Origin of the sequence: Streptococcus sp. ST14, assembly GCF_046098195.1 — a bacterium.
In the GTDB taxonomy this organism is placed as follows: Bacteria; Bacillota; Bacilli; order Lactobacillales; family Streptococcaceae; genus Streptococcus.
Genome location: NZ_JBJUSF010000025.1, coordinates 1 through 18,998, shown reverse-complemented (window position 1 = coordinate 18,998; position 18,998 = coordinate 1). Strand labels below are relative to the sequence as shown.

Annotated in this window: 20 protein-coding genes; 16 read left to right on the top strand and 4 right to left on the bottom strand. The window is 40.6% G+C overall.

Annotated features, from left to right (window positions below; translation table 11 throughout):
* Positions 1-89 precede the first annotated feature (89 nt).
* From ACIY19_RS08245 to ACIY19_RS08225, 5 genes are all read left to right on the top strand, one after another.
* Positions 90-668: a flavin reductase family protein gene (locus ACIY19_RS08245; RefSeq protein ID WP_409003166.1), complete on the top strand. Its 579-nt coding sequence runs from the start codon at positions 90-92 to the stop codon at positions 666-668.
* On the top strand, positions 655-1,215 hold the full coding sequence (locus ACIY19_RS08240; RefSeq protein WP_261073346.1) for a GNAT family N-acetyltransferase: 561 nt from the start codon (positions 655-657) through the stop codon (positions 1,213-1,215). The genes ACIY19_RS08245 and ACIY19_RS08240 overlap by 14 nt, the downstream gene beginning before the upstream one ends.
* A complete protein-coding gene (locus ACIY19_RS08235; RefSeq protein WP_409003165.1) occupies positions 1,215-1,793 on the top strand; it encodes an AAA family ATPase in 579 nt (192 codons plus the stop codon). Before ACIY19_RS08240 ends, ACIY19_RS08235 begins: the two co-directional genes overlap by 1 nt.
* Complete coding sequence (locus ACIY19_RS08230) at positions 1,786-4,437, top strand: valine--tRNA ligase (RefSeq protein ID WP_409003164.1); 2,652 nt, start codon at positions 1,786-1,788, stop codon at positions 4,435-4,437. The genes ACIY19_RS08235 and ACIY19_RS08230 overlap by 8 nt, the downstream gene beginning before the upstream one ends.
* A 94-nt stretch (positions 4,438-4,531) precedes the next feature.
* Complete coding sequence (locus tag ACIY19_RS08225) at positions 4,532-5,767, top strand: DNA cytosine methyltransferase (protein ID WP_061409583.1); 1,236 nt, start codon at positions 4,532-4,534, stop codon at positions 5,765-5,767.
* A 54-nt stretch (positions 5,768-5,821) separates the two neighbouring features.
* Here the strand turns inward: ACIY19_RS08225 and ACIY19_RS08220 are convergent, their stop codons facing one another.
* Positions 5,822-6,238: a hypothetical protein gene (locus ACIY19_RS08220; protein WP_409003163.1), complete on the bottom strand. Its 417-nt coding sequence runs from the start codon at positions 6,236-6,238 to the stop codon at positions 5,822-5,824.
* Between the two features lie 369 nt (positions 6,239-6,607).
* Entirely contained in the window at positions 6,608-7,606 is a 999-nt protein-coding gene (locus ACIY19_RS08215) for an ATP-binding protein (RefSeq protein ID WP_409003162.1), read from the bottom strand.
* A 366-nt stretch (positions 7,607-7,972) separates the two neighbouring features.
* Here ACIY19_RS08215 and rpoE point away from each other — a divergent pair, with 366 nt between their 5' ends.
* The 10 genes from rpoE (at position 7,973) to ACIY19_RS08165 (ending at position 16,173) form a co-directional block, all read left to right on the top strand.
* Positions 7,973-8,563 carry a DNA-directed RNA polymerase subunit delta gene (rpoE, locus tag ACIY19_RS08210; protein WP_409003161.1) on the top strand — a complete coding sequence of 197 codons (591 nt, stop codon included), beginning with the start codon at positions 7,973-7,975 and terminating at the stop codon, positions 8,561-8,563.
* Positions 8,564-8,878: 315 nt separating this feature from the next.
* Positions 8,879-10,486: a CTP synthase gene (locus tag ACIY19_RS08205; protein ID WP_409003160.1), complete on the top strand. Its 1,608-nt coding sequence runs from the start codon at positions 8,879-8,881 to the stop codon at positions 10,484-10,486.
* A gap of 174 nt (positions 10,487-10,660) precedes the next feature.
* Positions 10,661-10,960, top strand: coding sequence for a DUF4651 domain-containing protein (locus ACIY19_RS08200; protein ID WP_002875970.1), 300 nt, complete (start codon positions 10,661-10,663; stop codon positions 10,958-10,960).
* Entirely contained in the window at positions 10,957-11,274 is a 318-nt protein-coding gene (locus ACIY19_RS08195; RefSeq protein WP_000632566.1) for a thioredoxin family protein, read from the top strand. The genes ACIY19_RS08200 and ACIY19_RS08195 overlap by 4 nt, the downstream gene beginning before the upstream one ends.
* 14 nt (positions 11,275-11,288) lie before the next feature.
* Positions 11,289-11,915, top strand: coding sequence for a YtpR family tRNA-binding protein (gene ytpR, locus ACIY19_RS08190; protein ID WP_000578272.1), 627 nt, complete (start codon positions 11,289-11,291; stop codon positions 11,913-11,915).
* A gap of 41 nt (positions 11,916-11,956) precedes the next feature.
* Positions 11,957-12,718: an SDR family NAD(P)-dependent oxidoreductase gene (locus tag ACIY19_RS08185; RefSeq protein WP_001107793.1), complete on the top strand. Its 762-nt coding sequence runs from the start codon at positions 11,957-11,959 to the stop codon at positions 12,716-12,718.
* A 77-nt stretch (positions 12,719-12,795) separates the two neighbouring features.
* Positions 12,796-13,191 carry a single-stranded DNA-binding protein gene (locus ACIY19_RS08180; protein WP_000282462.1) on the top strand — a complete coding sequence of 132 codons (396 nt, stop codon included), beginning with the start codon at positions 12,796-12,798 and terminating at the stop codon, positions 13,189-13,191.
* Between the two features lie 155 nt (positions 13,192-13,346).
* Positions 13,347-13,631 (top strand): co-chaperone GroES, encoded by a 285-nt coding sequence (groES, locus tag ACIY19_RS08175; protein ID WP_409003159.1) that lies wholly within the window; start codon positions 13,347-13,349, stop codon positions 13,629-13,631.
* A gap of 15 nt (positions 13,632-13,646) precedes the next feature.
* Entirely contained in the window at positions 13,647-15,269 is a 1,623-nt protein-coding gene (groL, locus tag ACIY19_RS08170; RefSeq protein ID WP_409003158.1) for a chaperonin GroEL, read from the top strand.
* Between the two features lie 136 nt (positions 15,270-15,405).
* Positions 15,406-16,173, top strand: coding sequence for an epoxyqueuosine reductase QueH (locus ACIY19_RS08165; protein ID WP_409003157.1), 768 nt, complete (start codon positions 15,406-15,408; stop codon positions 16,171-16,173).
* 70 nt (positions 16,174-16,243) lie between these two features.
* Here the strand turns inward: ACIY19_RS08165 and ACIY19_RS08160 are convergent, their stop codons facing one another.
* Positions 16,244-16,777: a DUF402 domain-containing protein gene (locus ACIY19_RS08160; protein WP_000775318.1), complete on the bottom strand. Its 534-nt coding sequence runs from the start codon at positions 16,775-16,777 to the stop codon at positions 16,244-16,246.
* 88 nt (positions 16,778-16,865) lie between these two features.
* Positions 16,866-17,642 carry a recombination regulator RecX gene (recX, locus tag ACIY19_RS08155; RefSeq protein ID WP_409003156.1) on the bottom strand — a complete coding sequence of 259 codons (777 nt, stop codon included), beginning with the start codon at positions 17,640-17,642 and terminating at the stop codon, positions 16,866-16,868.
* Between the two features lie 37 nt (positions 17,643-17,679).
* On the opposite strand from recX, the gene rlmD reads away from it, so the two are divergent.
* Positions 17,680-18,998, top strand: a 1,319-nt coding sequence (gene rlmD, locus ACIY19_RS08150; protein WP_409003155.1) for a 23S rRNA (uracil(1939)-C(5))-methyltransferase RlmD, incomplete at its 3' end; no start/stop codon positions are given.

Sequence of the window (18,998 nt, the reverse complement as noted above, 5' to 3'; positions counted from 1 at the left end):
AAATTGGGTGGTACCGCGGATAAACACATTCGTCCCTGTCATGTAGATGGCAGGGATTTTCTTTTGCGTCTTAGTCAAAGGAGCTTGTTATGAAGCAATCTTTTAAAACAAGTAAACTCTATTATGGTTTTCCTATCTTCATTTTGGGGTATCAGGATCAGAATTTTGGACACAATATTACGACCTGTAGCTCCTCTTATAGCTTGGGAGATTGGCTAGCCATTGGTGTCGGAGCTGAGGAAAATGCGGCTGAGCAAATCAAGCATTACCAGAAGTTTACTGTGAATATTCCTGATGAAAATCTCATGCTCGAGATGGAGCAGGCTGGTTTTATCAGTCATAGAGAGAAATTGAAACACCTGGGGCTAGACTACGAGATTTCTGAACGGACTCAGGCACCGATTTTAGAGGTTTGTCCAGTCGTTTTGGATTGCCAAGTGGATCGGATTATCGAAGAAGATGGAATCTGTCATATCTTTGCCAAGATTCTTGATCGACTGGCTAATCCTGAACTCTTGGATGATAAGGGGCATTTTAAAAATGACTGTTTTGCGCCGACTTACTTTATGGGGGACGGTCACCAGCGCGTTTATCGCTATTTAGATAACCGTGTTGACTCTATGGGGAGCTTCATAAAGAAAGCGAGGAAGAAGGATGTCAAGAACTGAATTACCAGAACGATTAGAAACCGAACGACTCGTCCTACGAGTTCGTACAGTGACTGATGCTGAAGATATCCATGCCTATGCTAGTTTGCCAGAGGTCGCCTATCCAGCAGGTTTTCCGCCCGTCAAGACCTTGGAAGATGAAATATATTACCTAGAACATATCCTTCCCGAGCGCAATGAAAAGGACAATCTCCCAGCTGGCTATGGGATTGTCGTCAAAGGAACCGATAAAGTTATTGGTTCTGTTGACTTCAATCACCGCCATGCGGATGATGTGCTAGAGCTTGGCTATACCTTGCACCCAGACTATTGGGGCCAAGGTTATATACCAGAAGCAGCGCGTGCTTTGCTTGATTTAGCTTTTAAAGAACTGGGTCTTCACAAGATTGAGCTGAGTTGTTTTGGTCACAATCTCCAAAGTCAACGAGTCGCAGAAAAACTTGGATTTACCCTCGAAGCTCGCATAAGAGACCGTAAAGATGCCCAAGGAAACCGCTGTGATGATTTGAGGTATGGCTTGCTGAGGAGTGAGTGGGAGGTGATTTGATGCATCTTTTCATCATTGGTGCTCCAGCATCAGGAAAAATGACCATTGGTCAAGAATTATCTCGACTGACGGATGCTACCCTATTTTATAACCATCAAGCTATCGATTTTGCACTAGAAATCTATCAGGACTATACAGAGGAAATGTGGGAATTTGTTCGTGGAATCACCTTTTCATTCCTTGGAGCAAGTGCAAGAAATCAGCGATCAGTAATTTTAACAGACGTAATTGATTTTTCAAATCAGTACCAGCTGATGTATTTAAAGCAAATTCAAGATTTGTTGAATGACTATCATCAAGAGATTCTTTTTGTTGAATTGGAAACAAGCCTTGAGGAGCGCTTACATCGAAATCAAACGGAGAACCGGTTGAAGCACAAGCCCTTGAAACGACATATTGAGGTATCTGAAAGAGAAATTTTAGAGACCACTGAAACCCTTCAATTACATTCTCAACATCAACCGAATGAGCTGCACCACTACTTTAAAATAAATAATACGAATTTGTCTGCAGAAGAAGCTGCTAAGCAAATTCAAAATAAAATGAATACAATAGAGAAAGGACAAACACATGTCTAAAGAACTTTCACCTAAATACAATCCAGCCGAGGTTGAGGCTGGTCGTTACCAAAAATGGCTTGATGCGGATGTTTTCAAGCCTTCAGGAGATCAAAAGGCGAAGCCTTATTCTATCGTGATTCCACCACCAAACGTAACTGGTAAACTTCACCTTGGTCACGCTTGGGATACGACTTTGCAGGATATCATCATCCGTCAAAAACGTATGCAAGGTTTTGATACCCTTTGGCTTCCAGGGATGGACCATGCGGGGATTGCCACTCAGGCTAAGGTTGAGGAGCGCTTGCGTGGAGAGGGCATTACACGTTATGACCTAGGTCGTGAGAAATTCCTCGATAAGGTCTGGGAATGGAAAGACGAATATGCCACTACTATCAAGGAACAATGGGGCAAGATGGGGCTCTCTGTAGACTACTCTCGTGAGCGTTTTACTCTTGACGAAGGATTGTCAAAAGCTGTTCGCAAGGTCTTTGTGGACCTTTACAAGAAAGGATGGATCTACCGTGGTGAATTTATTATCAACTGGGACCCAGCAGCTCGCACAGCCCTTTCTGATATCGAGGTTATCCACAAGGATGTCGAAGGTGCCTTCTACCATATGAACTACATGCTGGAAGACGGTTCACGCGCCCTTGAAGTTGCCACAACTCGTCCTGAGACTATGTTTGGTGACGTTGCGGTAGCGGTTAATCCAGAAGACCCACGCTACAAGGACTTGATCGGAAAAAATGTCATCCTTCCAATCGCTAATAAATTAATCCCAATCGTTGGTGATGAGCACGCAGACCCTGAGTTTGGTACTGGTGTCGTGAAAATCACACCTGCCCATGATCCAAACGACTTCTTGGTTGGTCAACGCCATAACTTGCCACAAGTCAACGTCATGAACGACGACGGAACCATGAATGACTTGGCCTTCGAATTTTCAGGAATGGACCGTTTTGAAGCTCGTAAGGCAGTCGTTGCCAAGTTGGAAGAAATCGGTGCTCTGGTTAAAATCGAAAAACGTATCCATAGTGTTGGTCACTCAGAGCGGACTGGCGTTGTGGTTGAGCCACGCTTGTCTACGCAATGGTTTGTCAAGATGGACCAATTAGCTAAGAATGCCATTGCCAACCAAGACACAGACGACAAGGTAGAATTCTACCCACCTCGTTTCAACGATACCTTCCTCCAATGGATGGAAAATGTCCATGACTGGGTCATCTCTCGTCAGCTCTGGTGGGGTCACCAAATCCCTGCTTGGTACAATGCTGAGGGGGAAATATATGTCGGCGAAGAAGCACCTGAAGGTGACGGATGGACTCAGGACGAAGACGTCTTGGATACGTGGTTCAGTTCGGCCCTTTGGCCATTCTCAACCATGGGCTGGCCTGATGTCGACTCAGAAGACTTCAAACGTTATTATCCAACATCAACTTTGGTGACTGGTTATGATATTATTCCGTTCTGGGTGTCTCGGATGATTTTCCAAGGTTTGGAATTTACTGGCAAGTCGCCATTCAAAAATGCCTTGATTCATGGTCTCATTCGTGATGAGCAAGGTCGCAAGATGTCGAAATCTCTCGGTAACGGGATTGATCCAATGGATGTTATTGATAAGTACGGAACAGATAGCCTTCGTTGGTTCCTTTCAAACGGTTCTGCACCAGGGCAAGACGTGCGCTTCTCTTACGAGAAAATGGATGCTTCATGGAACTTCATTAACAAGATCTGGAACATCTCTCGCTACATCCTCATGAACAATGAAGGCTTGACCCTTGAGCAAGCAACTGCCAATGTGGAAAAAGTTGTCAACAAAGAAGCTGGCAATGTCACAGACCGCTGGATTCTCCACAACCTCAACGAAACGATCGGAAAAGTTACTGAAAACTTTGATAAATTTGAGTTTGGTGTGGCTGGACACATCCTCTACAACTTCATCTGGGATGAGTTTGCGGACTGGTACGTTGAGTTGACTAAGGAAGTCCTTTATAGTGACAACGAAGAAGAGAAAGTCATCACACGTTCTGTTCTCCTTTATACTTTGGACAAGATCCTTCGTCTCCTTCACCCAATCATGCCATTCGTGACAGAGGAAATCTTTGGACAAATCTCAGAAGGATCTATCGTTACAGCGGAATACCCAACTGTTAACCCAGCCTTTGAAGATCTTGCTGCTCACACAGGTGTGGAAAGTCTTAAAGACTTGATCCGTGCTGTTCGGAATGCGCGTGCAGAAGTAAACGTAGCACCAAGCAAGCCAATCACCATCCTTGTGAAGACTAGCGATAGTGATTTGGAAGCCTTCTTTAACAGCAATGTTAACTACATCAAACGCTTCACAAATCCAGAACACTTGGAAATCGCATCAAACATCCCTGCACCTGAACTCGCTATGTCAAGCGTCATCACAGGAGCAGAAATCTACCTGCCACTCGCAGACCTCCTCAACGTCGAAGAAGAACTGGCTCGTCTCGACAAGGAACTGGCTAAATGGCAAAAAGAACTGGATATGGTCGGTAAGAAGCTCTCTAACGAACGCTTCGTAGCCAATGCCAAACCAGAAGTCGTTCAAAAAGAACGCGACAAACAAGCCGACTACCAAGCGAAATATGATGCGACCGTCGCACGTATTGATGAGATGAAGAAGTTGGTGAAATAAACTATAAACCTCGGCAATTTGCTGAGGTTTTTGGTATAATAGATAACAGTGTGTATTTTATGTAATATATTTTTATTTTTTAAAAGGCTTAATCATGATTAATATAATAGATTTATTTAGCGGTGCAGGTGGATTAACTGAGGGATTCAGAAATCAGCAATATAAAATATTGGGACACGTAGAGAAAGAAAAAGCAGCTTGTGAAACTTTAAAACTTAGGGAAGTATATTATTATTTAAAGGAAAAAAATAAATTAGGACTTTATAATGACTTTTTAAATAGTAAGACTAGTATAGAGGATTTGTTGAAACATGTACCTCAAGAAAAATTGAATAAAATTCTTAACTTTGAAATTAGTCAAGAAAATATTCACAGTATTTTTAGTTTTTTTGATAATTTAGGGGAAAACGTTGATGGAATTATAGGAGGTCCTCCATGCCAAGCTTATTCAACCATTGGAAGAGCTAGAAATGCTAGTAAAAAGTCTTCAGATGAAAGAATTTATTTATATAAATTTTATATACATTTTTTAAACAAGTATCAACCCCAATTTTTTATTTTTGAAAATGTAAAAGGATTATTGAGTTTTAGAGATGCTGATGATGAGTTTTTATTGCCTAGAATGAAAAAAGAATTTGAAGAGGCCGGCTATTCTTTAGGTTATGAAGTTTTAAATACTAAAAACTATGGTGTTCCACAATCAAGAGAAAGACTTATTATCTTTGGAGTGATGAACAGGAAAAAAGAACTTATTCAGGAATTCTTTAAAAATCTTAAAAAATATGAAGAAAATGAGGTGGATGTTAAAACAGCTTTTCAGGGATTACCTAGTTTAAAGGCGGGAGAAGTAAACAATTCTTATACAAATTTATCAAATGATTATGTTGAACAAAATTTTTTACAGGATTCTAAAACGCCATTAACTCAAAATATTGCAAGACCAAATAATAGCAACGATTTAGCAATTTATAAAATTGTAGCAGAAGCTAAGAAAAATGGTAAAAATATTAAATACAGTGAACTTGACTCAAAGCTAAAAACCCATAAACATACGGATAAATTTTTGGACAGATTCAAAGCTCTTTCATGGAATTCTCCATCACATACAGTAGTTGCCCATATTTCAAAAGATGGTCATCATTATATTCATCCAGATACAAAACAAAATAGATCAATTACTGTGAGAGAGGCAGCTAGATTACAGGGATTTCCGGATAATTACTATTTTTTAGATTCTAGAACCAGTGCTTTTACACAAATTGGTAATGCAGTTCCTCCAATTTTTAGTAAAAAGATGGCTGATGCGATTTTAACATTGGAATTTAAATAAAAATCAACATATGTTCATCATTATTTAGAAATTGAACATATGTTGATTTTTTAGTTACAAAAGATCGAACGCAGCAAGAAGTTGAGGAGCTACAGCATTCCAGATTGTTTTTAAGGTATCAAATTGAGGGAAATTATGAGCATCATGCATTAATGTGTTTAAATGCTCCGTTGCTTTTATACTTGAAAATTCGTCAATTAGGCTTTGAACTCTATTTGGGGCTATTTTCCCTTTTCTAGAAAGCAGTCGAATCATAGTTTCATACTTAACCTTAAATGAGAGAGGATCAACTTGATTTTCAGCAGTCAGTTTTTTTGGAGTGTTATTTATTCTGATTAAGTCATCATTACTTGCTTCCTCCCAGTAGCGTTTCAATAATACAGTTGTTGTACTTTCAATCATTGCACGTAGTAGTAGGCCTTGGGTTAGAATGAATCGATTGATATCTTTATCTTCTGCTGCTTCTATCATCTCCTCTCTTAGCCTTCGGATTTTAGTACCAATATTTTGTGGAACTCTAAAATTAGCTGGGACTAGTTCTTTATACACACTGTGATCCTTTTTATATGAGGTAGTTGATTTTATTGCAGAATCTAAAATATTTTGTTTTGTTTTTTCTGGGACATCAACATCATCATTTTCTAATGCTTTGCTAATTTTATTGATTCTTTCTTTATCTTCGGTTGATAATGTGGTTTCTGCTAAAGAAGGAGTTTTTTGAATATTTTCTTGTGCTTTTTTCTCTTTTGCTTCGGAACGTCGCTTTTTCCATTCTCTTTGAATAATTCCTATTAGTTTGTTAAGATTTTCTTTGATTTCTATTAATTCGTCATCAGCTTCTCATCTAATAGATTGTCTATCTGTTGAAATAAAATCTTTTTTATTATCATCATCAAGAAAATCAATATTAAAGTAACCGGCTGCATAACTATAGAAATTATCATTTGCTCTATCTTGAAATTGTGTAACAGATTGTTCACTCGCTAGCTTTCCTCTAGACAGTACTGAAAACCCACGTTGATTGGCCTGTAAAGGTGTTTTCTTGGTGCAAATAATCCCGTTTATATGATACTCTTTAAGGTTATGAATGACTATTTGAGATTGTTTATTTGTAAGAGTTTCAAAATCATCTGGAAAAGAAAAAGTAAACTCAATTTCGTCTTTCTTAGGTCGTATACTATTGATAAATACCTCTTCATCTAATTCCTTAATGGTACCGTCATCGCTTGCTAAAGTTACTAAAAAATCTGTACGGGAATACTTGTTAAATCTTTTAGAAAGGCTATCATATAATGTATCGATTTTAGTCAGATTTTTTAAAGTAATGTCTTTAATGGTTATTTTTGTACCATTTGGTTCGTCGGTTTGAACATTATAATGGATTGTTTTTGGATGATAGGTATTATTTGATGAGCCCTGTATGTCATTATAATTCAATTCAAAAGAGTTTAGTTTCTTATTTTGAATGCTATCAATAATAATTGTATTAGCAATACCAAATAAAGCTAGTTTTCCAAGTCCTTTTTTTCCTGTAACTTTTCTGCCGTTTTTCGATAGTCCGGTTTCATTTTTTTTATCATTTATTTTATCTGTCAATCGTCTATTTCTAGCAATGGTCAAAAAATTTTCATTCAGCTCTTGTGCTGACATACCATTGCCGTCGTCTGATACGGTTATTATTTTTTCTCGATAATTAATATGAATTTTAACATTATGGCTATCAGCATCCCAAGAATTGCTGATGAGTTCGGCAATTGCCTGTGGTAACTGTTTATATAATCCAATACCTAGATGTTGAATCGTTGCAGCATGGTAGTTAAGTGTAAATTCTTCAGACATATCGGACTCCTGTGTTTAATATTTTGTTAAATATAGTATATCATATTTTAAAAGTAAAATATCGTTAATACTGGTCATTCATTTTGATTCAAATCTATTTTGTATTGGATTCATAATAGTAGTTTGACAACACGGTAAGTGCTGCTGCAACAACATTTATTATTTTTTTGACATAAGCTTCCTCCAAATAATATTTTTAAATTTACCATGTGATAAAATCAATTGATTTTTACTTAATAAATCATAGATAAATCTATTTTAACCTTTGACTATTCCGCAAAATTATCGTACAATAAAGAGTACATGATAAAATGAGGTCAGAGTCCGTTCGCTCTGGCGATAGTAGTAAAAATGAGGAGAAACGCTTTGGAATTAGAAGTATTTGCTGGGCAAGAAAAAAGTGAACTATCTATGATTGAGGTAGCGCGTGCTATCTTGGAACTTCGTGGTCGCGATCATGAGATGCATTTTAGTGATCTTGTAAACGAAATTCAAAACTACCTTGGAACATCAAACAGCGATATCCGCGAAGCTTTGCCTTTGTTCTACACAGAGTTGAACTTTGACGGTAGCTTCATCTCACTTGGGGACAACAAATGGGGTCTTCGTTCATGGTATGGTGTGGACGAAATCGACGAAGAAATCATCGCTCTTGAAGAAAGTGACGACGATGAAGTAGCACCAAAAGCTAAGAAAAAACGTGTCAATGCCTTTATGGATGGTGATTCAGATGCCATTGACTACAATGCAGATGATCCAGAAGACGAAGATGCATACGAAGCAGACCCAGCTCTTTCATATGATGATGAAAATCCAGATGATGAGAAAAATGAAGTGGAAGCTTATGATGCGGAAATCAACGAAATCGCCCCTAATGACTTGGGTGAAGACGTGGATCTCAACGAAGAAGACGACGAGTTTTCTGACGATGAAGCTGAAACGAGTGAAGAAGAGTAAAAGACTTCACAGAGGAGATCGCCTGATCTCCTTTTTTGTTCCTTGAGCGTGTTGCCCGTTTGAATGCGGATCTTTAGTTTTTTTCTGAAAACAATCTCCTTTTTTGATCTTTTACCAATTCGGGTTGACAAATGATCTGCTTTGAGGTATTATATTGTTTGGGCACCTCTTTTAGAGGTCGGGGCTCCCTAGTTACTAGGGAGCTGTTTTTGTTTTTTCAGGAAGTTTTCTTGAAATGTCGTTATTCATAAGGGTCTTGTTTTCTATCTCCCCTCGTAGTTAACAAGACCTTGAGCATTTTAGAAAGAGGAATTTATGTCTACGAAATATATTTTTGTAACTGGTGGTGTGGTGTCGTCTATTGGGAAAGGGATTGTCGCAGCAAGTCTGGGGCGTCTCTTGAAAAATCGTGGTCTCAAAGTAACCATTCAGAAGTTTGACCCTTATATCAATATCGATCCGGGAACCATGAGTCCTTACCAGCACGGAGAAGTCTTTGTGACAGATGATGGGGCTGAGACAGATTTGGACTTGGGGCACTATGAACGTTTCATCGATATCAATCTCAACAAATATTCCAACGTGACAACTGGTAAAATTTACAGTGAAGTTCTTCGTAAGGAGCGCCGTGGCGAGTACCTTGGGGCAACTGTTCAAGTTATTCCTCATATCACAGATGCTTTGAAAGAAAAAATCAAGCGTGCCGCTCTAACGACCGACTCTGATGTCATTATCACAGAGGTTGGTGGAACAGTTGGGGATATCGAGTCCTTGCCATTTTTAGAGGCTCTTCGTCAGATGAAGGCAGATGTGGGTGCGGATAATGTTATGTATATCCACACAACCTTGCTTCCTTATCTCAAGGCTGCAGGTGAGATGAAGACCAAGCCAACTCAACATTCTGTAAAAGAATTGCGTGGTTTGGGAATTCAGCCAAATATGTTGGTCATTCGTACAGAAAAACCAGCTGGTCAAGGCATTAAAAACAAGCTAGCTCAGTTTTGTGACGTGGCTCCAGAAGCTGTTATTGAATCTTTGGATGTTGAACACCTTTACCAAATTCCACTGAATTTGCAGGCACAAGGCATGGACCAAATTGTTTGTGACCATTTGAAACTAGATGCACCAGCAGCGGATATGACGGAGTGGTCAGCCATGGTGGACAAGGTCATGAACCTGAAAAAACAAGTTAAGATTTCCCTCGTTGGTAAGTATGTGGAGTTGCAAGATGCCTACATCTCTGTGGTTGAAGCCTTGAAACACTCTGGGTATGCCAACGACGCAGAAGTGAAGATTAATTGGCTCAATGCCAATGATGTGACAGCAGAGAATGTAGCAGAACTCTTGTCTGATGCGGACGGAATCATCGTACCAGGCGGTTTCGGTCAACGTGGTACGGAAGGGAAAATCCAAGCCATCCGTTATGCGCGTGAGAATGACGTTCCAATGTTGGGAGTCTGCTTGGGAATGCAGTTGACTTGTATCGAGTTTGCTCGCCACGTTTTGGGTCTTGAAGGTGCCAATTCTGCAGAACTTGCACCAGAAACAAAATATCCTATCATTGATATCATGCGTGATCAGGTTGATGTTGAGGATATGGGTGGCACCCTTCGTTTGGGACTTTATCCGTCTAAGTTAAAACGTGGTTCTAAAGCAGCGGCTGCTTATCATAATCAAGAAGTGGTGCAACGCCGTCACCGTCACCGTTATGAGTTTAACAACGCCTTTCGTGAACAGTTTGAGGCAGCAGGCTTTGTTTTTTCAGGAGTTTCTCCAGACAATCGTTTGGTAGAAATCGTGGAGATTCCTGAAAATAAATTCTTTGTAGCTTGTCAGTATCACCCTGAACTTTCAAGTCGTCCAAACCGCCCAGAAGAACTCTACACTGCCTTTGTTACTGCAGCAGTTGAGAACAGCAATTAGCAAAATCAGAACCTTTGAGAACAATCTCAGAGGTTTTTTATTCATTCAGGAAAATCTTGCTAACTCAGGCGCTTGCCAATAAGAATCAGAAGTTTTCTTTCCACAGTAATGGAAGAGATTTTCCTTGCTCATATACGGCTTCCCTATTTGTCCTAGAGCCCTTTTTGTGTTACAATGAATGGTATGAAAGCTAAGAAATTATGGATGACTGGCTTGACTGTGGCTGGTCTAAGTGCCCTTGCTTTAGGGGCTAAAAAAGCAGCAGATAACCACAAACTCATGAAGACGCAAGAAGAGTTGACCGCTATCGTGCGCGAACTTTTCTCAGATATGGGTGAGATTGCGACTCTCTATGTTCAAGTCTACGAAAGTAGCCTAGAGCGACTTGTCGGAGGAGTCATTTTCGAGGATGGCCGTCATTACACCTTTGTCTATGAAAATGAAGACCTGGTCTATGAGGAGGAAGTCTTATGATTACTCCCAATAGTATAGAAGAACTAGCAGGTTTTGTCGAGCAAGATGGCAAGAAGGTCTTTCTTTTTGTGGCGGACTGGTGTGGCGATTGTCGTTATATCTATCCTGCCTTGCCAGAGATTGAGGAGACAAATCCAGAGTTCACATTTATTCGAGTGGACCGTGACCAGTACATGGATCTAGCCAAACTCTGGGATGTGTACGGGATTCCTAGCCTTGTTGTGCTAGAAAAGGACAAGGAAATCGGCCGATTTGTCAATCGCGACCGTAAAAGCAAGCAACAAATTAACGACTTTTTAGCAGAACTGAAATAGGAGAAAAGGAAAGAATGATTTTTACATATAATAAAGAGCATGTTGGCGATGTCCTTATGATCATCGTGAAAAACAGCGGAGATGCCAAACTAGACGTGGAGCGCAAAGGCAAGGTAGCCCGTGTTTTCCTCAAAGATAATGGGGAAACAGTAGCTTGGAATATTTTCGAAGTTTCAAGTTTGTTCGAAATTGCAGAGCGCGGTCAAGTCTTTTTGACAGATGAGCAAGTAGCACGTTTGAACCAAGAATTGCAGGCGGAAGGATTTACAGAAGAAATTGTCAATGACAAGGAACCTAAGTTTGTTGTTGGTGAGATTGTTGAGATGGTAGCCCATCCAGATAGCGACCACCTCAACATCTGTCAAGTGGCCGTTGCAAGTGATAAGACAGTGCAAATCGTTGCAGGGGCTCCCAATGCGCGTGTTGGGTTGAAAACCATTGTAGCTCTTCCTGGAGCTATGATGCCAAAAGGCAATCTCATTTTCCCAGGCGAACTTCGTGGTGAAAAGAGTTTTGGTATGATGTGCAGCCCTCGTGAACTTGCCTTGCCAAATGCTCCGCTAAAACGTGGGGTTATTGAATTATCAGAAGACCAAGTTGTCGGAACTCCATTTGACCCAGCCAAACACTGGACGGCCTAGGAAATTGTCGGTATTTGATAGACCAGATAGAGGGGGATAAGATGGCGAAAAATGTAGTGATTACAGGAGCGACCTCAGGAATCGGTGAAGCGATTGCGCGTGCTTATCTGGAGCAGGGGGAGAATGTCGTTCTAACAGGGCGACGGACAGACAGACTAGAGACTCTCAAGTCAGAGTTTGCAGAAACTTTTCCTAATCAAACTGTTTGGACCTTTCCACTGGATGTCACGGATATGACCATGGTCAAGACTGTCTGCTCCGATATTTTGGAAACGATAGGGCAGATTGATATATTAGTCAATAACGCTGGACTAGCTCTTGGCTTGGCTCCCTATCAAGACTATGAAGAATTGGATATGCTGACCATGTTGGATACCAACGTCAAGGGTTTGATGGCAGTTACTCGCTGTTTCTTGCCTTCTATGGTAGCAGCCAATCAAGGTCATATTATCAATATGGGATCGACCGCAGGAATCTATGCCTATGCTGGGGCAGCTGTTTACTCAGCCACCAAGGCTGCGGTCAAGACTTTTTCAGATGGTTTGCGAATTGATACCATCGTAACGGATATCAAGGTGACCACTATTCAGCCAGGAATTGTCGAAACAGATTTTTCTGCGGTACGTTTCCACGGTGACAAAGAGCGTGCTGCAACCGTCTATCAGGGAATTGAGGCCCTGCAAGCTCAAGACATCGCAGACACAGTTGTCTATGTGACCAGTCAACCCCGTCGTGTGCAGATTACAGATATGACTATTATGGCCAATCAACAGGCGACTGGATTTATGGTTCATAAAAAGTAAAAAATTTTCCTCGAAAAGTTACAAATTTCTGTAACTTTTTTGATTTCCTACGAATAGATAAGTAGGAGGAAGAAAATATGTATAATAAAGTTATCATGATCGGGCGCTTGACGTCTACACCAGAATTGCACAAAACCAACAATGACAAGTCAGTAGCGCGAGCAACTATCGCTGTGAATCGTCGTTACAAAGACCAAAACGGTGAACGTGAAGCTGATTTTGTCAATCTTGTTCTTTGGGGGAAATTGGCTGAAACCTTGGCAAGTTACGCAACTAAAGGTAGTCTTATCTCTGTGGATGGAGAACTTCGTACCCGTCGTTTTGAGAAAAATGGTCAGACTAACTATGTGACCGAAGTTCTCGTGACAGGATTCCAACTCTTGGAAAGCCGCGCCCAACGTGCCATGCGTGAAAATAACGCAGGTCAAGACTTAGCAGATTTGGTCTTGGAAGAGGAAGAATTGCCATTTTAAGCATAGAAGAGCCTGAGTCAATCTCAGGCTTTTTATCTTGAGAAAGTCAGACTTTTTTCTTGACTATTTCTGACCAAGTGATACAATAGAACTATAAATTAGCACTCATATATAAAGAGTGCTAATAATATGTAGTTTATCATGGAGGAAAACAGATGTTGAAACCATTAGGAGACCGTGTGGTCTTGAAAATCGAAGAAAAAGAACAAACTGCTGGAGGCTTTGTCCTTGCGGGCTCAGCCCAAGAAAAAACAAAAACAGCCCAAGTTGTAGCTACTGGACAAGGTGTTCGTACCTTGAATGGTGACTTGGTTGTTCCAAGCGTTAAGCCTGGAGACCGTGTCTTAGTTGAAGCCCACGCAGGTATTGATGTCAAAGATGGCGATGAAAAGTACATCATCGTTGGCGAAGCTAATATTTTGGCAATCATTGAAGAATAGAAGGAGAAAGTAAGTATGTCAAAAGAAATTAAATTTTCATCTGATGCTCGTTCAGCTATGGTCCGCGGTGTCGATATCCTTGCAGATACTGTTAAAGTAACCTTGGGACCAAAAGGTCGTAACGTTGTGTTGGAAAAATCATTTGGCTCACCACTCATCACCAATGACGGGGTGACCATTGCCAAAGAAATCGAGTTGGAAGACCATTTTGAAAACATGGGTGCCAAATTGGTATCAGAAGTAGCTTCAAAGACCAATGATATCGCAGGTGACGGAACGACAACTGCAACTGTTTTGACCCAAGCAATCGTCCGTGAAGGAATCAAAAACGTCACTGCAGGTGCCAACCCAATCGGCATTCGTCGTGGGATAGAAGCAGCGGTTGCCGCAGCTGTAGAAGCCTTGAAAAACAATGCCATCCCTGTTGCCAATAAAGAAGCCATCGCTCAGGTTGCCGCTGTATCTTCTCGTTCTGAAAAAGTTGGCGAATACATCTCTGAAGCCATGGAAAAAGTGGGCAAGGACGGAGTCATCACCATTGAAGAGTCACGTGGTATGGAAACAGAGCTCGAAGTCGTTGAAGGAATGCAGTTTGACCGTGGTTACCTTTCACAGTACATGGTGACAGATAGTGAAAAAATGGTGGCTGACCTTGAAAATCCATACATCTTGATTACCGACAAGAAGATTTCCAATATCCAAGAAATCTTGCCTCTTCTAGAAAGCATTCTCCAAAGCAATCGTCCACTCTTGATTATTGCAGATGATGTGGATGGCGAAGCTCTTCCGACTCTTGTATTGAACAAGATTCGTGGTACTTTCAATGTAGTTGCTGTTAAGGCTCCTGGTTTCGGTGACCGTCGTAAAGCCATGCTTGAAGACATCGCTATTTTGACAGGTGGAACTGTCATCACAGAAGATCTTGGTCTTGAGTTGAAAGATGCGACAATTGAAGCGCTTGGTCAAGCAGCTAGAGTGACTGTGGACAAAGACAGTACGGTTATCGTAGAAGGTGCTGGCAATCCTGAAGCTATTTCTCACCGTGTTTCGGTTATCAAGTCTCAAATCGAAACAACAACTTCTGAATTTGACCGTGAAAAATTGCAAGAACGCTTGGCAAAATTGTCAGGTGGTGTCGCAGTTATCAAGGTCGGAGCTGCAACTGAAACTGAGTTGAAAGAAATGAAACTCCGCATTGAAGATGCCCTCAACGCTACTCGTGCAGCCGTTGAAGAAGGAATCGTTGCAGGTGGTGGAACTGCTCTTGCCAATGTCATTCCAGCCGTTGCTGATTTGGAATTGACAGGAGATGAAGCGACAGGACGCAATATTGTTCTCCGTGCCTTGGAAGAACCAGTTCGTCAAATCGCCCACAATGCAGGATTCGAAGGGTCTATCGTCATTGACCGTTTGAAAAATGCGGAAGTTGGTACAGGCTTCAACGCAGCGACTGGCGAGTGGGTCAACATGATTGAAGAGGGAATCATTGACCCAGTTAAAGTGAGTCGTTCAGCTCTTCAAAATGCAGCATCTGTAGCCAGCTTGATCTTGACAACAGAAGCAGTCGTAGCCAATAAACCGGAACCAGCAGCCCCAGCTCCAGCAATGGATCCAAGCATGATGGGCGGGATGATGTAAACTTTCGATACGAAGCAATTCATAAGAAACACAAAAGGAGAGAAGAACATTCCCTCCTTTTAAGGTTTTCTATTCTAAATAGATTTGAGCTCTCCTAACTTATATGATAAAATAAGACTAGAAGAAGGAGAAGAACATGATCGATGTAGAAAAAATTCTGAGCAAGATGAATCCCAATCAGAAGATTAATTATGACCGTGTCATGCAGAAAATGGTTCAGGTTTGGGAAAAAAATGAGCAACGTCCAACTATTCTCATGCATGTTTGCTGTGCTCCTTGTAGTACCTACACTCTCGAGTATCTGACCAAGTACGCTGATGTGACCATCTATTTTGCCAATTCCAATATCCATCCCAAGGCAGAATACCACAAGCGGGCTTACGTCACCAAGAAATTTGTCAGTGATTTCAATGAGCGAACAGGAAATACGGTCCAGTATTTAGAAGCGCCTTATGAACCCAATGAATACCGGAAGTTAGTCAGAGGACTGGAAGAAGAACCCGAAGGTGGTGACCGTTGCAAGGTTTGTTTTGATTACCGTTTGGATAAAACAGCACAGGTAGCTATGGACTTGGGCTTTGACTACTTTGGTTCAGCTTTGACCATCAGTCCCCATAAGAACTCTCAAACCATCAACAGCATCGGAATCGATGTGCAAAAGATTTACACCACCCACTATCTTCCAAGTGATTTCAAGAAAAATCAAGGCTACAAGCGCTCGGTGGAGATGTGCGAGGAGTATGATATCTATCGTCAATGTTATTGTGGATGCGTCTATGCAGCTCAAGCTCAGAACATTGATCTTGTTCAGGTTAAGAAGGATGCTACGGCTTTCTTGTTGGATAAGGATGTTGAAAAAGACTATTCCCACATCAAGTTTACTGTTACTAAATTAGATATATAGAAACCAACCCAGTTGTAAAGCTGGGTTTTTCAAATAAAAAAACCAGGGCTCTCACCCCGGATTGACAACTTTACCGATTCTTTAGTTCTATGTAGCGTTTGTACCAAATGTTGACATAGGCCTCTGAGAAAGGACCGCGTCCATTGTTGATCCAATCAACAAGGATTTTAACATGCTCTTTCAAAATATAGTCTAAATCATCAGAATACTTCATTTTACGTTTATGGCGCTCATACTCTTCAACGTCCAAGAGACGCTTTTCACCATCAGTGAAGACCTTGACATCCAAATCATAATCAATGTATTTCAGGGCTTCCTCATCTAGATAGTAGGGGCTAGCCATATTGCAATAGTAGGAAATCCCATTATCGCGAATCATAGCAATGATATTAAACCAATATTTTTTGTGAAAGTAAACAATAGCCGGTTCTCGAGTCACCCAACGACGACCGTCACTTTCGGTAACAAGTGTGTGGTCGTTGACGCCGATAATGGCGTTCTCTGTTGTTTTTAGTACCATGGTGTCTCGCCAAGTACGGTGAAGACTCCCATCATGCTTATAACTTTGAATTGTAATAAAGTCGCCTTCTTTTGGAAGTTTCATAACTAACCAACTTTCTACAATTTATAAGTTTATCGTTTACTATTATATCATAAATCGGTCTAATTTTTTTGAATTTTACACGAAAATATTAAAGATATTCTCTGAGAGCGCTAGCTATATCCGAAAAATCATAGCCTTTTCTAGCTAGGACTTGAGTTAAACGTTGCTTTAGTTCGTAACCTTCATATTTACGAGCATATTTAGAATATTGTTTATCCAGTTCTTTAAAAATAAGCTCTTGAGTCGTTTCTTGGTCGACTTGACTGTCCAAGTCATCAAAGGCACTTTTAGCATCAGAATAGGAGAAGCCTTTGTTCGTCAAGTTTTGGATAATCTTATCTTGCAAGGCACGAGAGGGAAGCTTTCCATTGTATTTTTTAAGCAGTTTTTCTGCAACACGTTGAGCAATCTCTGAAAAATCAAAATCCTTTAAAACCTCTTCAATAGTTGATTTGGCAATCCCTTTTTGAGACAGTTTTTGAGCTAGCACATAGGGTCCCTTATCTCCAAAAAGTTGATTGGCATTGATGATGGAATAAGCATACTGATGGTCATTAATCCAGTTATCTTCTTTTAGGTTAGCGATAACTTGACTAGTGATTTTTTCATCAAGATCATACTTTTTCAGATACTCACGAACTTCCTTTTCGGTTCGAGCTTTAAATGATAGATGGTAGAGGGCGAGATTCTTACCATAAGAAAACTGAGCAAAGCCCTGTATCTCGATTAATTCTTCCTTGCTAACCACCTTATCTTTAGACAACATAAAACGGACAATGGTATCTTCCGTGATATAAGATGTTTGCTGTCCATCTAACTCCATCAAGTAGAGACGTTTTTTCTTTTCAAGTTTTGTGATTTTCATAGTTCTATTATACCCTAAAATGTGATAAGATAGGGGTATGAATCTGAAAGTCAAACAAAAAATACCTTTAAAAATCAAGCGGATGGGTATCAATGGTGAGGGAATCGGTTTCTACCAGAAAACCCTCGTTTTTGTGCCAGGTGCCCTCAAAGGAGAAGATATCTATTGTCAGATTACTTCTATTAAACGCAACTTTGTTGAAGCAAAATTACTAAAGGTTAATAAGAAGTCTAAATTTCGAGTCGTACCAGCTTGTACGATTTATAATGAATGTGGTGGTTGCCAAATCATGCACCTCCACTATGAAAAACAGTTAGAGTTCAAAACGGATCTGCTCCACCAAGCCCTGAAAAAATTTGCCCCTGCAGGATATGAAAACTATGAAATCCGTCCAACTATCGGAATGCAGGAACCAAAGTACTACCGTGCTAAGCTTCAATTCCAGACTCGGAAATTTAAAAATCAGGTCAAGGCAGGTTTGTATGCGCAAAACTCTCATTATCTCGTAGAGTTAAAAGATTGTTTGGTGCAAGATAAGGAAACCCAAGTGATTGCGAATCGCCTAGCTGAACTTCTTACTTACCACCAAATTCCAATCACAGATGAGAGAAAAACACTCGGTGTTCGCACCATCATGGTACGCAGAGCAAGAAAAACGGGGCAAGTTCAGATAATCATTGTTACGAATCGTCAGCTTAATTTAACCCAGCTAGTAAAAGACTTAGTTAAAGATTTTCCAGAAGTCGTCACAGTTGCAGTCAATACAAATACAGCAAAAACAAGTGAAATCTATGGTGAAAAGACAGAAATTATCTGGGGTCAAGAGAGAATTCAAGAAGGAGTACTCGACTATGAGTTTTCTCTCTCACCCCGAGCTTTTTATCAACTTAATCCGGAGCAGACAGAAATTCTCTATAGTGAAGCAATTAAGGCTTTGGATGTCAGAAAAGAAGACCATCTAATCGATGCTTATTGTGGTGTTGGGACGATCGGATTTGCCTTCGCAAATAAGGTCAAGAGTCTTAGAGGAATGGATATTATTCCAGAAGCCATAGAAGATGCCAAGAGAAATGCTCAAAAAATGGGGTTTGACAATACCCATTACGAAGCGGGGACAGCAGAAGAGATTATTCCACGCTGGTATAAAGAAGGCTACCGAGCGGATGCCTTGATAGTTGACCCTCCTCGTACAGGCTTAGATGATAAGCTGTTGGAAACCATTCTGACCTACGTTCCAGACAAAATGGTCTATGTATCCTGCAATGTTTCGACCTTAGCGCGAGATTTGGTTAAACTAGTAAAAGTCTATGACCTCCAGTATATCCAGTCGGTCGATATGTTTCCCCACACTGCACG